An 18,760-nucleotide genomic window follows, 5' to 3' on the forward strand; every position below is an offset into this window, starting at 1 on the left:
TGTTACCCGGCAGACACGCGAGTGCCTGCCGATCCTTCAAGTATGGCGACGGCGTCCTGCAGCCGGCCAATGCCGCTGAGCCCACCGGCTTCAGCAAATTCACAGGCGGCCCGAAGCTTGGGGCCCATGGAGCCCGCGGGCATATCCAGTGCCCGCGCCTGGGCCACCGTCAGTTCGGAAACCGGCGCAGCCTGATCAGTCCCAAAATCCCGGTAGACCGCATCCACATCGGTCAACAGGAGCAGCGCATCCGCGCCCAGCTGTCTCGCCAGAAGCGCGCTGGCGGCGTCCTTGTCGATAACCGCTTCAATGCCCATCATGCTGCCGTCTTCCCGCCGCAGCACCGGTATCCCGCCACCACCGGTGCAGACCACGACCACACCCTGCTCCAGCAATAACTGGAGCACTCGCAGATCCGGTATTTCCAGCGGTTTTGGCGAGGGCACTACACGTCGCCACTTGTCACCGTCCGGCGCAATACTCCAGCCTGCGCCTGCTGCCCGGCGCTCAGCCTCTTCGCGCTCATAGACCGGCCCGACAAACTTGGTTGGTTTGGCAAAGGCCGGATCTTTCGGGTCCACCACCACTTGCGTCAACAGGGTTGCGACCGGCCGGTCATGCTCCAGGGCATTCTCCAGCTCCTGTTCGATCATGTAGCCGATCATGCCCTCGGTTTCCGCACCCAAAACATCCAGCGGGTAAGCCTCATCCGGCTTGTAGGACGCCCCCTGCAAGGCCAGCAACCCCACCTGAGGGCCGTTGCCATGGGTAATCACCAGGTCGTGTCCGGCCCGGACAATCTCTGCTAGCGACTGCGCCGCGATTTTTACGTTGTTACGCTGAGTCTCTGCTGTCAGCGGCTCTCCGCGTTTCAGAAGGGCGTTACCACCCAAAGCTGCCACCACCAGCATGTCAGCCTCCCAGGGTCGCCACGAGGACGGCCTTGATGGTGTGCATCCGGTTCTCGGCCTGGTCGAAAACAATGGAGGCCGGGCTTTCAAACACGTCGTCAGTCACCTCCATGGCATCAATGCCATGGGTCTCCTGAATCTCTTTCCCCACCACGGTCTCGGTGTTGTGAAAGGCCGGTAGACAGTGCATGAACCGCACCCGGGGATTGCCGGTTTTCGCCAGCAGCTCCGCATTGACCTGGTAAGGCATCAGCAGTTTGATGCGCTCGGCCCACTTTTCTTTTGGCTCACCCATCGAGACCCAGACATCGGTATAGACGAAGTCGACACCGGCAACGGCGGCATCAATGTCATCAGTGATTGTGATGCGGGCACCGGTTTCCGCCGCCAGAGCTCTTGCCTCGTCCTGCACCGCCTGATTCGGCCAGCAGACCTGAGGCGCGCACAAGCGCACGTCCATACCCATTTTGGCACCACCAATCAGCAGGCTGTCGCCCATGTTGTTGGCGGCATCGCCGATGAAGACGTAGGCCACCTCCCGCAGAGGCTTTTCCACATGCTCCTGCATGGTCAGGAAATCCGCCAGAATCTGGGTCGGATGGAACTCGTTGGTCAGCCCGTTGTAAACCGGCACGCCGGAGAACTGCGCCAGCTCCTCCACAACCGACTGCCCGAAGCCCCGGTACTCGATGGCATCGTAGACCCGGCCAAGCACCCGCGCCGTGTCTTTCACCGACTCCTTGTGCCCTATGTGGGTGCCGGTAGGACCCAGGTAGGTCACTCTCGCGCCCTGATCATAGGCGGCAACCTCGAACCCGACCCGGGTTCGGGTGGAATTCTTTTCGAAGATCAGCGCAATGTCCTTGCCTTGCAGCTTCGGCACCTCAGTGCCGGCGTACTTGGCGGTTTTGAGGTCTGCGGACAGCTTCAGCAGGAAACTGATTTCCTGTGTCGTGAAGTCTCGCAGCGTCAGAAAATGTCGGTTCTTGAGGTTAAAAGCCATGGACCTTCTCCTTCGCTGTCAGACAGCATCCCTGATGGTTGGGCAGCTCATGCACCGACCGCCGCCCCGGCCCCGGCCCAGCTCGGCACCGGGGATGGTCAGAACCTCGATGCCCGCTGCTTCCAGGGCCGCGTTGGTATCGTCGTTGCGGTCATAACCGACCACCACCCCGGGGCTCAGCGCCAGCACGTTGTTACCGTCGTTCCACTGTTCCCGTTCACGCTCTTCCGGGCTATCACCACCGGTGGGCACAACTTCAAGTGCCGGGAATCCAAGAACCTCCGCAACCACCTCAAACAGGTGACGTGAGTCCTGTTTGAAGGCCAGTGTCTTATCACCCTCGCCGGGCCTCAGGTCATAGCAGACCACGGCATCCGCCACCTCCTTGAAGGCGGTGACCACATTGCCGCCACAGAAGGTAAAGACCGTATCCAGGTGCATGGCGGAACGGGATTTGGGCAGCTGGCAGGCAATGACCCGATCCACCATACCGCCATCGAACAGGGCTTTTGACAGCTGCCCAATGGCCTGGGGTGAGGATCGCTCACCCATGCCCACCAGGACCGTGCGATTGCCCAGGGGCATGATATCCCCACCCTCCAGGGTGGCCAGGCCGTGATCTTTCAAAGGATCGCCCCAATGCACCGTCACCTTGCCTGCAAATTTCGGGTGGAATTTATAGATGGCGGTCATCAGCAGGGTTTCCGGTTTGCGGGCAGTCCAGTACATCGGATTCAGCGTTACCCCGCCATACACCCAGGCACTGTTGTCCCGGGTGAACAGGAAGTTGGGCAGCGGAGGCAGCACGAACCCGAAGTGGCCGAGGTGATTGCCAAACAGCCCGGCCGGATCGAAGGGCAGATCCCCAACCTCGAGACCACCAATCAGAAACTCCGCCAGCGCCTTTCCAGGCAGCTCGTCCATCCAGGCCCGCAGGTCCGACACCATGCCAACGCCGATGTGGTTCCAGTTGATCCGATGGTCCAGAATCCAGGCCCGGCCTTCTGGAATCGCCAGGGTTTCCGCCAGCAGCTCATTGACATCCAGAACCTCGGTACCCCGGCCCCGCATCAGCTCGGCAAACACATCGTGGTCTTTCTGGGCCTGCTTTACCCAGAACACATCATCAAACAGCAGGGCATCGCAGTTCGACGGCGTTAACCGCCGGTGAGCCAGACCAGGCCTGCAGACAATGACCTGGCGCAGGGTTCCTGTTTCAGAGTGAACTCCAAGGTGTTGTTCAGACATGGCAAAATTCCTTTTGTCCAGGGTTCACAGCGGGGTTCATAACAGTGTCCCGACGCTGATGATCACGCTGATAAATACGGTAAGAATGAGTAGTAAAGGCCAGATAAACGCGAGCCAGCGATCGTAGGACACCCTCCCGATGGCCAGGCCTCCAACCACAACCGCAAAGGTGGGGTTGATCAGATTTACCAGACCGTTGGCAGACTGGTAGGCAGTCACCACCAGATCACGCCCAACGTTCGCGAAATCCGCCAGCGGTGCCAGAATCGGCATGGACAGAACGGCCAGCCCGGAGGACGACGGCACGAAGAAGCTCATGCCGACCTCGATCCAGAACATGAGGTTGATAAATGCCAGCTCCGGCAGGCCGCCCAGGGAGGTTTCAGCGCTGTGCAGGATGGTATCGGCAATCATGCCCTGCTCCATGATCACCACGATGCCACGGGCAAGACCAACCACCAGTGCGACCCCGAGAAGATCACGGGCGCCATCGACGAAGCTGCCGGTGAGTTTCTTTTCGCCAAGACGGGCAATGATGCCAATCACGATAGCGGCGCCGAAAAACAACGCCCCCATCCTCGCCATCCACCAACCCTGGGACGACACGCCCCAGATCATCACGACGAAAGTCAGCCCGAAAATAACCAGAGAAATAATCTGGGTCCTGGTGAGACTTGCGCTGTGAATCTCTTCATCGTGCCCCTTCAGGAACAGTTTGCGGTGCGCGGGCCACTGCTTTGCCACCACCGAGCGGGACGGATCTGCCTTGACGCGATGGGCATAGCGCATGACATAGCCAATGCAGATCAGCAGGCCACCAATCAGCAGAATAAAACGCAGCACGATACCGTCGGTAAACGGTATACCTGCCGCATTCGCCGCAATCACGGTGGCAAAGGGATTGATGGTGGAGCCCAGTACGCCGATGCCGGCACCGATCAGAATAATGGCGACACCGGTCACCGCGTCGTAGCCGGCCGCCAGGATGACGGGAATCAGGATGGCATAGAAAGCCAGGGTCTCCTCGGCCATGCCGTAGGTTGTGCCGCCCAGGGCAAACAGTGTCATCAGGATAGGAATCATCCAGATTTCACGGCCTTCCAGATGGCGCATGGCGCTGCGAATACCGGTATCTATGGCACCGGTTGCATTCATCACTCCCAGAAATCCCCCCAGAAACAATATAAACAGCGCGACATCAATGGCATTGGCAGCGTAACTGTCGGGGTCGTAGAACCCGGCCGTCGGTGCCAGCATGACATCAACAAAGCCTTGGGGGTTGGGGTCCACGGTTTCATAGGTGCCGGGCACGGCCACTTCACGGCCAACCTCTTCATTCATGGTCCGTTCATATTGCCCTGCCGGGATGATCCAGGTCAGAGCAGCGACCAGAACAATCAGGCAGAAAAGAATGGTGTAGGCGGTAGGGAACCGCGAGGCAAGATCGTTTTCAGGGCTTTCAGGGCTTGCTGGCGGCTTTTCGTCTTCAGTCACGATGCGTCTCCTGTCCTTAATCGCATTGTGCAGACAGGTCCCTCCGGGCACCTCCGGGGGAGGGGGGGGCTGAACACGTCCTCAGGCGCTGCGCGCACTGGTTCAGGTCTGCATGACAACAGCATAGTTCATGAAGTCTGATCTGGAATTGCGGTGGAGCAAATTTTATTCAGGCACAAAAAAGCCCCGGGTGGAGGAGTTGGTTCCACCCGGGGCAAGAAAGTCACCCGCCGGCTATGAGAAGCGGGTAACCGCCATTTCGTTGCTTACCAGCGCGCGGTCAGCGCGGCCCGGAAAGTCCGGCCCGGCTCGTTAATCCGATAGGCTTCGCCGGTGAACGAGTCTTCCTGGCTGACGTGGGGTGCCCAGGTCTTGTCGAACACATTGTCCACCGCCCAGCTCAGGGTCAGGTAGTCCATCAGGGGGTGGCTGCCATTGAGATTGAACACGCCGTAACCAGGGGAAGTACTCGGGTCGAGCCCGGATGCTTCATCAATCCGGTCCTGTCGGCGCGCCAGCATCCATTGCGCCTGGATGACGTGGCCCATATGGTGCCAGCCCAAAGTCTGGATGTACTGCACGGGCGGGATCTGCGGCAGCGCCTGGTCCGTGTCGTTGTTGGTCCCCCGGACACTCGCCAACCTGCCGGTCGCACTCCAGGTGCCATTGCTCCAGCCGAGCTCGCCTTCAATTCCCAGCAGACGGGCACCGACATTCCTGTAGCGAATGACATCCGGTGCAGGCTCATAGCGCAACACGAAATCATCCACTTCATCGACCCAGATGGCCGGGCGCCAGTGCCAGCCATCACTCTGCCCCGCCAGGCTCAGCTCCAGCTTGTGATGCTTTTCGGTCTCGAGGCCGGGATTACCGACCCAGCTGGTACCCCTGGCCACATAGCGTTCATTAACACCGGGTGAGCGCACACTGTGAGAGGCTGTCAGCTCCAACGTATTCATCGGTGAGACACGCCACTCGCCGGTCATGAAGCCACTGACGTTGTCATCGATCACGCTGGTATCGGTAACGCCGTAGACATCCTGGTAGATTGATGCCGGCGACATGGGCATCGCACCGGGCTTCATGATGAACGTCTCATCGGCCCGGTTGGCGTCCATTTCTATCCGGTCGTAACGAATACCTGCGCCCAGGCGCATGTCGCTGCGGATCCGGTGAAATGCTTCGAAGAACACCCCTACGCGATCACGCTCAACATCCGGCCACAGGAATGAGCCCACATTCGTCAGGTTCATGCCGTTGTACATGGTGGCGTCCCAGGTGTTGCTCTCCACATCCACGCCGACGGCAATGTCTTTGGTGTAGTTGATGGTCTGGTCCAGAGTCAGCCGGGCGCCCCGGGTCCGGGTTTCCGAGAGGGTCTGCATTTTCATGGGCATCCCCATCATCACGGGGGGCTCACGCAGGCTGAAGTTATCCATGACATGATCCACGTCAGCCTGCCAGGTCATGAAGTTCCAGCCGCCATTGGCTACCGGCGCGCCGACTTCAAGCCGGACCATGTCAGTGTCGGTCTTCGGTGCATCCATTCCGGAAGCATACTTCACATCCCGTTCTTCCTGACGGCTGACCATGCCTTTTACATAGAATCCGTTGCCCGCTGTCCAGGCACTGTCAAGGCGACCCTCGGTGTTCTCGAAGGCGCTTCGGACCTCATTGCCATCGCCATCCTCGTAATCATCGGCTTCCTCATAGCCTGCGGAAAGGCGCAGGTAATTGTCACGGTCGCCCACCGCGGCACTGCCATTGACCAGCTTGCCGTCGCCGTTATCGGAGCCGCCAAGGGTGAGATGGCCAGTGGTCCTGTTACCATCAGCAAATTCCGGCGCCGCCGTGGTGGCCACCACCTGACCACCGGCAATGGGGCCCCAGCGCAGGGTGCGGTTGCTGGTGCGGACCTCCAACACCTGTGGCAGTGCGGAACTCAACCGGCTGGTGGGCGGGTCCATCCGGTTGGGGCAGGCACCTTCCACCCGCATGCCATCAAGCAGGACATCCACCCTTTCCTGACCCTGTCCGCGAATCACCGGGTCCAGACCTCGTCCACCGAGACGGGAGAACGATACAGCGGGATTCGACTCCAGTCTGGTGACGGGCTCCGATGCCAGTGCCGCTTCAGACAACCGGGCCGCCTCGGCGGACTGGCCTTCGGTGATACGGATCAATAGTTGGTCATCATCCTGAACCTGGGAAAAAGCGGGTGCAGTGACACTTCCGGCCAGTACCAGGCCGATAAGGCGTGCCAGGGGTTTTACGGTCATGCCTGCGGTTTCCTTATCATCACGGGGGTGGGAACGTCGGATTAACTGCCATTAATGATAATGACAAACCCATTCGCCGGCTTGAGACACAATGCCGCACCCACTCGGAGGTATCCCCTCGGGGAGCTCCGCTTGCCAATACGCGCACCTCTGTGGTGCAATCATTGGCCTTTTTCTGTGCAGCCGCTTTTCTGCGGCGTTCGATACGCGTATCCCTAGGGTCTGACTGACATGACTGCAAAACTCGACGAGAAGCTGGAACCGATCTTCCAGGACGTACTGCATCGCAATCCGGGCGAGAGCGAATTCCACCAGGCTGTGCACGAGGTTCTGGAAACCCTCGGCCCCGTACTGGTGAAGTACCCGGAGTTCGCCGACAAGAAAATCATCCAGCGCATCTGCGAACCAGAGCGCCAGATTATTTTCCGGGTGCCCTGGCAGGATGACACTGGTGAGATTCATATCAACCGCGCCTTCCGTGTCGAGTTCAACAGTGCCCTGGGGCCTTACAAGGGTGGCATGCGTTTCCACCCATCTGTTTACCTGGGCATCATCAAGTTCCTGGGCTTCGAACAGATCTTCAAGAACGCCCTGACCGGCCTGCCCATTGGCGGCGGCAAAGGCGGCAGTGATTTCGACCCCAAAGGTCGATCCGATGACGAAATCATGCGCTTCTGCCAGAGCCTGATGACCGAACTGTATCGCCACCTGGGCGAATACACCGATGTTCCTGCCGGCGACATCGGCGTTGGCGGCCGCGAACTGGGCTACCTGTTCGGCCAGTACAAACGCATCACCAACCGTTACGAGTCAGGTGTGTTCACCGGCAAGGGCCTGGAATGGGGCGGCAGCCGCGCCCGCACCGAAGCCACCGGTTATGGCACCGTGTTCTTTACCCACGAAATGCTCAAGGCCCGTGGCGACTCCCTGGAAGGTAAAACCGTGGTGGTTTCAGGCTCCGGTAACGTCGCCATCTACGCCATCGCAAAGGCTCACGAACTGGGCGCCAAGGTCATCGCATGCTCCGACTCCGGCGGTATGATCGTGCACGAGAAAGGCATCGACCTGCAGACACTGAGACGCCTCAAGGAAGTGGAGCGCCGTCGCATCAGTGCCTACACTGAGTTCCACAAGGATGCGAGATACGTCGAAGGCGGCAACATCTGGACCATACCCTGTGACGTTGCCCTGCCATGCGCCACCCAGAATGAACTTAACGGTAAAGATGCAAAAACGCTGGTAGAAAATGGCTGCATCGCGGTCGCCGAAGGCGCCAACATGCCGACCACTCCGGAAGGCATCGATATATTCCAGAATGCCAATATGGCTTATGGCCCTGGCAAGGCCGCCAACGCCGGCGGCGTTGCCACGTCGGCACTGGAAATGCAGCAAAACGCCAGCCGTGACTCCTGGACCTTTGATTACACCCAGAAACGCCTTGAGGAGATCATGATTGATATCCACAAGAACTGTTATGAAACCGCCGCCGAGTTTGGCGCGGAAGGCAACTATGTGCTGGGTGCCAACGTTAATGGTTTCCTGCGCGTTGCCAGGGCGATGAACGACATGGGCGTCATCTGATCCGGCCATGGCCAGCCAGGAGCCTCTCAACCCTGAAGACCGGGTATCCACTGGGCTGACCGGGCTGGATGAGGTTCTTGATGGCCTGCGAATCGGCGACAATGTGGTCTGGCGTGTTTCCGACCTCGAAGACTATCGCCGGTTCGTGCATCCCTTTCTGGACGCCGCCGCCGATGCTGGCCGGCAGATCATCTATCTTCGCTTTGGCGAACACCCCCCGATCATTGAACAGCATCACGCCGTTCGCACTATCGAGATCGACGCCCTCGGTGGCTTCGAGAGTTTCACCAGCCGGGTATGGCACCTGATTGAGCAGCATGGGCGAGGCGCATTCTACGTGTGCGACAGCCTCAGCGAACTGCTGAATGCCTGGGCCACCGACGCCATGGTGGGCAATTTCTTTCGGGTGGTTTGTCCATTCCTGTTTGAACTGGATACCGTGGCCTGGTTTGCCCTGCATCCGGACCGGCACTCCCGCATGACCCTGGATCGCATCCGAGAGACCACCCAGGTAATGATCGACGTACACCGCTACGGCGCCAACGTCCAGATTCATCCCATCAAGGCCTGGCGCCGCCAATCGCCCACCATGTTCCTGCCTCACCGGGAGCAGAACGGCCAGTTCCAGCCGATCACCGACAGCAGTGACGCCACCCGCCTGCAGGCCAGCCTGGAACTTGAACACCTGCACCGCCAGCCACTGCTGGATTACTGGGATCGACTGTTCCAGGAGGCCAGCCGGGCGCTTTCCGAACAGGATAAAGGCTGCATTGCCGACCTGCAGGCGCAGGTGTTGCAGGTACTGATCAGCCGGGACCCGCAGATTCTGGAACTGGCACGGCGCTATTTGTCACTGGAAGACCTGCTGGGTATCCGCAGCCGCATGATCGGCAGCGGTTATATCGGCGGCAAGGCCACCGGGATGCTGATTGCCCGGAACCTGCTGCTGAAGGAAGCCCCGGAACTGTGGCAACAGTACCTGGAACCCCACGACTCCAGCTATCTCGGCACCGATGCCTACTACGCCTTTCTGGTTCACAATGGGCTTTGGCCGGCGATCATGCGCCAGCGCTCAGAAGCCGGTTACCTGACAGAGGCTCCGGCACTGAGAAAAGGCATACTGACAGGCCAGTTCCCCGATGAAATCCGTGCCGAGCTTGCACGACTGCTCGATCATTACGGCCAGTACCCCATCCTGGTGCGCTCATCAAGTCTGCAGGAAGATGGATTCGGCAATGCCTTCGCCGGGAAATATGAGAGCGTGTTTCTGGTTAACCAGGGCGCGCCGGAACACCGGCTGGCGGCTCTGGAAGATGCCATTCGTGAGGTCTATGCCTCATCTATGAGCGATGATGCCCTACGCTACCGCAAACAGCGGGGGCTGGACCAGCGAGAGGAGCCGATGGCCCTGCTGATCCAGCGGGTCAATGGCCGTTTTCATGGCCGCTACTACCTGCCGGATGCGGCGGGCGTGGGTGTTTCCCGCAATACATTTGCCTGGGACAGCACCATGGATCCGAAAGCCGGCATGGTGCGACTGGTCATGGGGCTGGGCACCCGGGCAGTCGACCGGATTGAGGGTGATCATGCCTGCGTCATGGCCCTGGACCAACCCACCCGGCAACCCTTTCGCAACCAGGACGAATCCTACCGATTCTCCCAGCACCTGGTAGACCTGCTGGACCTGGAGGATGGCACGCTGGACACCCGGCCCCTTAGCCAGCTGTTGGAAAACACCACCGATCTGCCCATGACACACCTGGCGGAAGTGGACCGGGCGGCCACCACACGGGCTGAACAGATCGGGCTGGAAGGCCCGGTCTGGCGCCTGACCTTCCGGCCACTGGTGCAAAAGGGGGCCTTCATTTCAAGGCTTTCCAACCTATTACAAACCCTTGAGGCCGGCTACCGTCATCCGGTGGATGTGGAGTTCACCCTGCACCTGGATGAACAGGGCGACCCGTCCTTCAACCTCGTGCAATGCCGACCGCTGACCACCGTGGGCGAAACCGGCCCGGTGAACATTCCGGACAAGTTGCCGGAAGACAGGATTCTGTTCCGCACAGAGGGTCACTTTATGGGCGGCAACATTAACCTGGCCATCCAGAGGGTGCTCCGTGTGGATGCAGCCGTTTACGCCGGACTCAATACCAGCGAGCGTTATGAGGTCGCCCGGCTGGTGAGTGAACAAGTCAAATCCGCCAATACCCCAGTCCTGCTGATCGGTCCCGGTCGATGGGGAACCAGCAGCCCGGAACTGGGCGTTCCCGTGCGATTTTCAGACATTGCCGGTATAGCCGCTCTGGTGGAAGTGTCGGAGAAAGCCGGCCACATGGTGCCGGACCTGTCCTATGGCTCACACTTCTTCCAGGATCTGGTGGAAACCGGCATCGCCTACGCCGCCCTGTTTCCTGAAACCGACCATTGCCAGTACTATCCGGAGCATCTCACTGAAGTGTCGACTCCAGTAGCGCAGACGCCTTCGCCCTGCGCTGCGGTCCGTGTTCATGATCTCACTGGCCGGCCACTTCAGTTGCGGGGTGATATCGTCCGCCAACAACTGGTCTGTTACTTCCCGGATTGACGCCCGGCAATCAGACACGCAATTTCCCACCGATTCCCGGCGACTGCTGCTAGAATCCGGGCCATGGAATGGCTCACCCACTCACAGACCGGTTTTCAACAGGCTGCCCGCTACCTGCTGGGGATGCGGCTGACGCTTGTCGTTCTTCAACTGATGACAATTGCCGTTGCCGAAACAATGGTGACACTGGCGCACCGGGCCGAGGCCCTGATTGTATGCCTCACCTATGCGGTTGCGGCAACACTGAGCTGGCTCTGGTTTACCCGGCGTCCACCTCGCTCCACTGCAGCGGTCACCCTGGTTCTGACCCTTGACCTGCTGCTGATCGGCGCCTGGCTGTACCTGACCGGTGGTTACACCAACCCTCTCGTCTCCTTATTGCTCCTGCCTATTGCCGTGGCTATCATCCTGGTGCCCCTGGGCCAGAGCATCGCGGTAACCGTTGCCGGGGTATCGATCTACACCTTCCTGGTGCTCTGGCATACGCCGCTTACCCACGAACACCACAGCGCCAATCTGGCACAGTTGCATCTGGTGGGCATGTGGGTAACCTTTGCCATTACCGCAGCCATTCTGCTTCTCGTTGTGGGCGCGCTCGCCCGCCGTCTCCGCCAGCAGCAGTCCCAGCTGGCAGAAATAAGGGAAACACGGTTGCGGGATGAACAAATCATCGCCCTGGGGCTTTCCGCTGCCGCCATAGCCCATCGGTTGGGCACACCGCTGAATACCATGACCCTGCTGGTGGAGGAGATGAAGTCCACAGTGACTGGGGAAAGCTATCTTGCGGACGACCTTTCACTGATGGAAAAACAGCTGGGGCTATGCAGCGGGCATCTGCAGCAACTGTCCACGGCAGCCATGCAGGCCAAAACCTCACAACTTGAAACCCTGACCGCCCGGGACTGGATCATGCGGTTGCGTGAGTCCTCCACCCTGCTGTGGCCCGGTGCAGCTATTGAATGGCGACAACCATTTCCCGGCTGCCAGGTGGCAGTGGATGCCACGCTTGATCAGGCAGTCCTGAACCTGCTTGCCAACGCGGTAACCGCCAGCCCGTCCTGGGTTGCCATCAGCGCCCGAGAGGGAATCGGGGGGCGGCTGGAAATGATTGTTGAGGACCACGGTGATGGCCTGGAGTCTACCCTTGCGGGCGCTCTTGGCGAACAGGTTGTGAGTTCGGAAAATGGCCTCGGGGTTGGCTTGTTCCTTTCTAATGCAACTATTCAGCGGCTCGGGGGCACCCTGAAAGCCCGGGTTACCGCCGAGGGTACCACCATGATTATTGATCTGCCGATCGCAACGGATAGCAACAGGTATCAAGGGAGAAGTACGTGAGCGAACACCGGGCCTGGCTGCTTATTGATGACGACGACGCCTTCCTGCAGGTACTTCAGCGTTCCCTGAGTCGGCAGGGCATTGAATCCCGACTGGCCCGGAGCCGCCAGGAGGCCAGAGAGGCACTGGTGGCTGGCAACGTTCACCGTTGCGTTCTGGACCTGAACCTCGCGGGTGAAAGCGGTCTGCAACTGTTGCCGGAACTGCTGGACATGAGTCCGGATCTGGAGGTCCTCGTACTGACCGGTTACGGCAGCATCGCTACCGCCGTCGAGGCCATGCGCCGGGGTGCTGTGAACTACCTGTGCAAGCCGGTGACGGTCAATCAGCTGCTGGCGGGGTTTGAACCGCTCGATGGTCTGCCAGACCTCCGGAATGCGCCACCCTCGGTGGAGGAAATGGAGTGGGAACACATTCAGCGGATACTCAATGACAACGACGGCAATGTCTCCGCCACGGCCCGAGCCCTGAACATGCATCGCCGGACCCTGCAACGGAAATTGCAGAAACATTCGCGCTGGCGCCAGTAAACATAAACACAATCTGGGAAAAAACTGACATCCATCAATTTTCTTCGACCATTCACCCATGGTTTTCCGGTGTCATTCCGGTAGCATGCCTCTACATCGCAACCAATTGCAGAATCCGGATAAAGCCTGGCTGAACTTCCAGTCCGTTACGCAAATTACGGACGGTTAAAATCAGCTCAGCTGCTAAACTGGCCACAGGTCTCACAGGGAGGAGAGTTCGTAAATTTTTCAGCCGGAATTACAGAAACGACTCTCATGCCCAAAACCCCGACCAGGATACACCCTCCCTCAAACATAGACCCGAATCGCCTTGCCCTGGTTGCATCAGCTACACCGAACCTGCTGGTCATGCTTGATGAAGCGGGACGTATCGAGTGGGTCAATCCCAGCTTTGAGCAACACACCGGTTATTCGCTGACTGAAATCCGGGGGCGCTTCCCGAGGGAGATCCTTTACGGACAAAACACTGACTCCGAAACCGTAAAGCGCATTAACCAGAAGCTGCACTGTGGTGAAGTGATCGAAGAGGATATCCTTCACTACACCAAGAGCGGCACACCTTACTGGGTTCATACCTATTGCGTCCCGATTGGCGGTGAGCAAGGGATTGCGCCCGGCTTCATTGCCATCCAGAACAATATTTCAGACCGGAAGAACAGCGAACGCGGCCTGCGCATCGCTGCCAGCGTATTTGACCGCAGTCATGAAGCCATCATGATCTCCGATCAGTCGAATCGAATCCTGGATGTAAATCCGGCATTTTCACGGATTACCGGCTACGCCCGGGACGAAGTGCTGGGACTCAACCCCGCCATTCTCAGTTCCGGTCGGCATTCCGGGGAATACTACCGGTCCATGTGGCAGTCGATTGAAAAAACCGACCACTGGCGCGGTGAAATCTGGAACCGCCGGAAGAACGGCGAGGAATACATTGAACTACTCTCCATAAGCCGTGTTCACCTGGAGGAGCCCGGGCAGTTCTACCACGTGGCGGCGTTTTCCGATATTACCGCCCTCAAGAACCACGCAAGGGAACTGGACCGGGCGGCCAACTACGATGACCTGACCGGGCTGCCGAACAGACAACTCCTGGAAGAGCGCCTGCGCACGGCCCGCAAACATGCGGACCGGCAACGTCGCAGCCTTTCGATCTGCTACCTGGACCTGGACGGCTTCAAGGCCATCAATGACCGGCTGGGGCATGCGGCCGGAGACCGGACACTGCGAACCCTGTCTGAACGACTGACCCGGGCATTGCGCAGTGGCGACACCGTGGCCAGGATCGGCGGTGACGAATTTGTTCTGCTACTGCAGGGTGACGACAACCACGACGCGGTCTATCAGCGTATTCTTGCCACCATTGGCGATCCGGTTCCAGTGGGCGACCAGAGCGTTACCCTGACGGCGAGCCTGGGCATCACCCGCTATCCGGAAGACGGGGCAGACGCCGAAGGTCTGATCCGCCACGCCGACCAGGCCATGTACTCAGCGAAAGAAAAGGGTCGTAATCAGTATCATTTCTTCGACCCCGGCCTCGATGAGCATCGCCGGAATCGCCGGAATCAGCTGATGGAGATTACCCGGGCCCTGGAAAACGAGGAGTTCGAGCTGTATTTCCAGCCCCAGATCCGGATCACTGATTGCCAGTTGCTTGGCTTCGAGGCGCTGATCCGGTGGAATCATCCCGCAAAGGGCCTGGTCTCTCCTGGCGAGTTCCTTCCCATCGTCGAGAACAGTCATCTGGAAGTCCCGCTGGGCCAGTGGGTGCTCAAGGAGGCCATTCATCAGATGCACGCCTGGAAGGAAGCGGGTGAAGATCTGGCTGTCAGCATCAATATCAGCGCGCCACACCTGATGGACCGGAGTTTTGCCGATTATCTGGAAAGTTACCTCTACAGCCATCCAGAGGTGAATCCGGGGCAAATCACCCTGGAAGTGCTGGAATCAACAGCCCTTGAAGATACCAAGCGAGCGAGCAATGTCCTGGCCCGATGCCAGACCCTTGGCTTGCAGGTTGCCCTGGATGACTTCGGCACCGGATTCTCTTCGCTCACCTACCTGCGCACGCTGCCGGTTGACATCATCAAGATTGATCAGAGTTTTGTGCGGAACATGCTCGAGGATGCCAACGACCACGCCATTGTGGAAAGTGTGATATTCCTGGCCCAACGCTTCGCCCACCCGGTATTGGCAGAAGGTGTCGAAACCATGGAGCATGCCCGGGCGCTCAGGCACATGGGCTGCAACTTTGTGCAAGGCTATGGCATCGCCCGTCCGATGCCCGCCAGCGAGGTTCTGGGCTGGGCACGTCAGTGGCAGGAACGGCTGGAGTCTGGCAAACACGGGGATGCGCTCAGTCCGGTTCTGGCGTCCGGAGAAGGCATCTGAGCCATAACGGCCTTATCGGTAACGCCTCTGATCGAGTGTCGTCAGCCGATCGGGGTGAAACACCATAAGACCGGTCACGAAGGTGCCATTCACAAAACCCTCCGGAATCATGAACAGAGGGAGATAGCGCAGGTATTCATGCACCAGCTCATCAAGGGTATAGACGCCGCTGGTCCATAGCATCAGGCACATAACGATGCCGGCAGCGGCCACCGAAATGCCCGCGCCGAAAAAGCCGCAGAAAAAGATGTAGGCGAAAAAATTCCGGAAATTCCGCCCACGCTCCCAAAGCATGATCCAGTGGCTGACAAGTGCCGGCACCATCACCGTAACCAGGCCGTTGGCGGCAAACATCAGCAACGGTTCTCGGCCGGTAATCACTGTAATCACCAGGGCCAGCAGCCCCGAAAGAACCGCCAGAGCCCATCCCAGCATCAACGTTATGACGGTGATACCGAAAATATGAATGGCCAGGCCGGGGGATATTCCCGCCCGCAGCTGCCAGACAAACCCCAGCACCACGGCCGCCCCGAAAAATGAATGCTGGAGAGCGCTATCCTTGCGGAGCGCCTGCCAGTCAATCGAACGCAATGCCTGTACCAGAATCACCAGGAAAACCAGAAGGGTGATGATCCACTGGCTGGTCGATAGCAGGTTTTCTGTCATGCCCATAGCGAAAATACCGCAGAAGCCAGGTCGGGAATGACATCATAACGGCCGGCCCCACCCCCGGCGCAAGCGGTCCCTGATTAATCAGGCAATCTGTCTTTCGAGCTTGCCAAGGTCGGTCAGACGCTGCCAGGCTTCGTAGGTGCTCAAATATACCTCGCCACCCAGATGGGAAAGCAGTTCCGTGCCCTTCAGCCTGTCCATCACCGGCCCTTTGACCTCGGACAGATGCAATCGGACCCCGGCATCTTTCAGGCGCTCATTGATGGTTTCAAGGCTTTCCAGCGCCGAGGCGTCCACCAGGTTGACCGCCGGACACACCAACACCAGGTCTTTCAGTTCCGGTTCCCGGGTCAGCAGATCCATCACGGTTTCCTCCAGGAAACGGGCGTTGGCGAAGTAGAGGCTTTCATCCACTCTCAGGAAGGTGACCTTGGGGCACAGCTCCACGTCGTGGCGGAGCACATTCCGGAAATGCTCGGTGCCGGGCACCCGGCCAACCACCGCACTGTGGGGACGGCTGGTGCGATAAAGGAACAGGCCGATGGACAAGGCCACACCCGCAATGATGCCCGCCTCGACACTGTGCACCAGGGTCAGCACGATAGTCGCAAGCATGGCACCGAAATCCGTCCGGGAGTAACGCCAGGTGCGGCCCAGAGCCGGAAAGTCGATCAGGGTGGAGACGGCGACAATGATGGTTGCCGCCAGAGTCGCCTGGGGCAGATACGCGATGGCTGGCGTCAGGAACAGGGTTGCCAGGGCAATACCCACCGCCGCATAGGCGCCCGCGGCCGGCGTTTCGGCCCCGGCATCAAAGTTGACTACTGAGCGGGAGAAACCACCGGTCACCGGCATCCCGCCTGAAAATCCGGCACCCAGGTTAGCGGTGCCCAGACCAATCAGTTCCTGGTCAGGATCGATTCTCTGGCGGCGCTTGGCGGCCAGGGTCTGACCGACAGAGACCGATTCCACAAAACCGACCACGCTGATCAGCAGGGCGCTGACCGCCAGCTGCTGCCACAGCCCCATGTCCAGGCTGGGCAAGGCCAGCTCCGGCAACCCCCGGGGAACATCACCCACCAGCCGCACACCCTGGGAATCAAGCTGGAACTGCCAGGCCACCAGGGTGGTCACCAGAACCGCCAGAATGGGGGCGGTTTTGGTCAGTATATCCGCCGTTCTCGGAGCCAGGCCCACTCCCATAAGAAGTGGCTTCAGGCGCTTGCGTGCCAGTACCAGGAACAACAACGCCCCGGCGCCAACGGACAGGGTGGCCAGATTGGTATCGCCAATCGACAGGAACAGCGATTGGCCAATTTCCAGCAGGTTATGACCGGAAGCCTGGATCCCGAAAATATGCTTGAACTGGCTGGCAGCGATTACAATTCCGGAGGCAGTGATAAAGCCTGAAATCACCGGATGGCTGAGGAAATTGGCCAGAAAGCCCAGCCGTAAAATACCCATCAGCGTCAGCATCAGGCCCGACATGACCGCCAGCAGAACCGCACCGGCAACGTATTCCGGAGTACCTGCTTCCGCCAGCGGCGCCAGGGCAGCCGCTGTCATCAGGGAAGCCACCGCCACCGGTCCTACGGACAAGGTGCGGCTGGTGCCAAACACGGCGTAGATCACCAGGGGCAAGATACTGGCGTACAAACCCACCTGGGCAGGCAAACCCGCCAGCAGGGCATAAGCCAGTGACTGGGGAATCAGCATCACGGTCACGATGACCGCGGCCACCAGATCGCTGGTGGCCTGACTGTGCCCGTACTTTGGTGCCCAATCAAGGATGGGCAAATAGCGTTTAAGATTCATCGGGAATCTCAGAACAGGTTAATTGGTACTTTCAGGTAAACCTGCCCATTGTCTTCGGCAGGTGGCATGTGCCCTGCCCGCATATTGACCTGCACCGACGGCAGAATCAGCCGGGGCATTTCCAGAGTCGCGTCCCTCTCGGTCCGCATTTTCACAAACTCTTCCTCGGAAATGCCCTCATGAACATGGATGTTGGTTTTACGCTCTTCAGCCACAGTGGTCATGTGCTGGTATTCATCACGCCCCGGCGCCTTGTAATCGTGGCACAGGAAGATCCGGGTTTCTCCGGGCAGCGACAGCACCTTCTGGATAGACTGGTAAAGAACGCGAGCATCGCCACCGGGGAAATCGCAACGGGCAGTGCCATAATCCGGCATGAACAGGGTATCGCCGACAAAGGCGGCATCACCAATGACATAAGTCAGGCAGGCAGGTGTATGACCGGGCGTGTGCAATACCCGCCCTTCAAGGCCGCCAATGGCAAAGGTGTCTCCGTCGCGGAAAAGCTGGTCAAACTGGCTGCCGTCGCGCTGGAATTCAGTACCGGCGTTGAACGCCTTGCCGAAAATCTCCTGAACGTCGCGGATATGCGCGCCAATACCGGTTTTGCCACCCAGTTTTTCATGCAGGTAGGGCGCCGCAGAAAGGTGGTCGGCATGGACGTGGGTCTCCAGAATCCACTCAACCTTCAGATCGTTACTGCGAATAAACTCAATAATCTCGTCAGCAGACCGGACATCGGTAGTGCCGGCGGCATAATCAAAATCCAGGACCGAATCGAGAATGGCACAGGCCTGGCTTTCCGGGTCCCGCACCACATAACTGAAGGTATTGGTGGGTTCATCAAAGAAATGCTGAACGATCGGGTTGCTCATGACTGTCACCTCTATCGGATTAGATATCTCGAGATTTGATTCTAA

At 59.1% G+C, this 18,760-nt stretch carries 13 protein-coding genes; 5 read left to right on the forward strand and 8 right to left on the reverse strand.

Annotation, left to right across the window (positions count from 1 at the left end):
- Positions 1 to 2: 2 nt before the first annotated feature.
- From arcC to CLH62_RS09980, 5 genes are all read right to left on the reverse strand, one after another.
- A complete protein-coding gene (arcC, locus tag CLH62_RS09960; protein ID WP_099618009.1) occupies positions 3 to 911 on the reverse strand; it encodes a carbamate kinase in 909 nt (302 codons plus the stop codon).
- 1 nt (position 912) lies between these two features.
- On the reverse strand, positions 913 to 1,914 hold the full coding sequence (locus CLH62_RS09965; RefSeq protein ID WP_099618010.1) for an ornithine carbamoyltransferase: 1,002 nt from the start codon (positions 1,912 to 1,914) through the stop codon (positions 913 to 915).
- A gap of 18 nt (positions 1,915 to 1,932) precedes the next feature.
- A complete protein-coding gene (locus CLH62_RS09970) occupies positions 1,933 to 3,162 on the reverse strand; it encodes an arginine deiminase (RefSeq protein ID WP_099618011.1) in 1,230 nt (409 codons plus the stop codon).
- 36 nt (positions 3,163 to 3,198) lie between these two features.
- A complete protein-coding gene (locus tag CLH62_RS09975) occupies positions 3,199 to 4,656 on the reverse strand; it encodes a YfcC family protein (protein ID WP_099618012.1) in 1,458 nt (485 codons plus the stop codon).
- Positions 4,657 to 4,922: 266 nt separating this feature from the next.
- Complete coding sequence (locus tag CLH62_RS09980; protein ID WP_170005784.1) at positions 4,923 to 6,935, reverse strand: TonB-dependent receptor domain-containing protein; 2,013 nt, start codon at positions 6,933 to 6,935, stop codon at positions 4,923 to 4,925.
- Positions 6,936 to 7,166: 231 nt separating this feature from the next.
- Between CLH62_RS09980 and gdhA the strand changes: the two genes are divergently transcribed.
- The 5 genes from gdhA to CLH62_RS10005 all read left to right on the forward strand — a co-directional run bounded on the left by gdhA (position 7,167) and on the right by CLH62_RS10005 (position 15,353).
- Positions 7,167 to 8,516: an NADP-specific glutamate dehydrogenase gene (gene gdhA, locus CLH62_RS09985; RefSeq protein WP_099618013.1), complete on the forward strand. Its 1,350-nt coding sequence runs from the start codon at positions 7,167 to 7,169 to the stop codon at positions 8,514 to 8,516.
- A gap of 7 nt (positions 8,517 to 8,523) precedes the next feature.
- Positions 8,524 to 11,100 carry a PEP/pyruvate-binding domain-containing protein gene (locus CLH62_RS09990; protein WP_099618014.1) on the forward strand — a complete coding sequence of 859 codons (2,577 nt, stop codon included), beginning with the start codon at positions 8,524 to 8,526 and terminating at the stop codon, positions 11,098 to 11,100.
- Between the two features lie 63 nt (positions 11,101 to 11,163).
- On the forward strand, positions 11,164 to 12,435 hold the full coding sequence (locus CLH62_RS09995) for a sensor histidine kinase (RefSeq protein ID WP_099618015.1): 1,272 nt from the start codon (positions 11,164 to 11,166) through the stop codon (positions 12,433 to 12,435).
- On the forward strand, positions 12,432 to 12,965 hold the full coding sequence (locus CLH62_RS10000; RefSeq protein WP_099618016.1) for a response regulator transcription factor: 534 nt from the start codon (positions 12,432 to 12,434) through the stop codon (positions 12,963 to 12,965). Before CLH62_RS09995 ends, CLH62_RS10000 begins: the two co-directional genes overlap by 4 nt.
- 255 nt (positions 12,966 to 13,220) lie before the next feature.
- A complete protein-coding gene (locus tag CLH62_RS10005) occupies positions 13,221 to 15,353 on the forward strand; it encodes a GGDEF and EAL domain-containing protein (protein ID WP_099618017.1) in 2,133 nt (710 codons plus the stop codon).
- 12 nt (positions 15,354 to 15,365) lie between these two features.
- On the opposite strand, the gene CLH62_RS10010 is transcribed toward CLH62_RS10005, so the two are convergent.
- The 3 genes from CLH62_RS10010 to CLH62_RS10020 form a co-directional block, all read right to left on the reverse strand.
- Positions 15,366 to 16,025 carry an energy-coupling factor ABC transporter permease gene (locus CLH62_RS10010; RefSeq protein WP_099618018.1) on the reverse strand — a complete coding sequence of 220 codons (660 nt, stop codon included), beginning with the start codon at positions 16,023 to 16,025 and terminating at the stop codon, positions 15,366 to 15,368.
- Positions 16,026 to 16,106: 81 nt separating this feature from the next.
- Positions 16,107 to 17,840 carry a SulP family inorganic anion transporter gene (locus CLH62_RS10015; protein ID WP_099618019.1) on the reverse strand — a complete coding sequence of 578 codons (1,734 nt, stop codon included), beginning with the start codon at positions 17,838 to 17,840 and terminating at the stop codon, positions 16,107 to 16,109.
- 8 nt (positions 17,841 to 17,848) lie between these two features.
- A complete protein-coding gene (locus tag CLH62_RS10020) occupies positions 17,849 to 18,715 on the reverse strand; it encodes an MBL fold metallo-hydrolase (protein WP_099618020.1) in 867 nt (288 codons plus the stop codon).
- Between the last annotated feature and the right edge of the window lie 45 nt (positions 18,716 to 18,760).

This window comes from Marinobacter guineae, from assembly GCF_002744735.1.
GTDB lineage: Bacteria > Pseudomonadota > Gammaproteobacteria > Pseudomonadales > Oleiphilaceae > Marinobacter > Marinobacter guineae.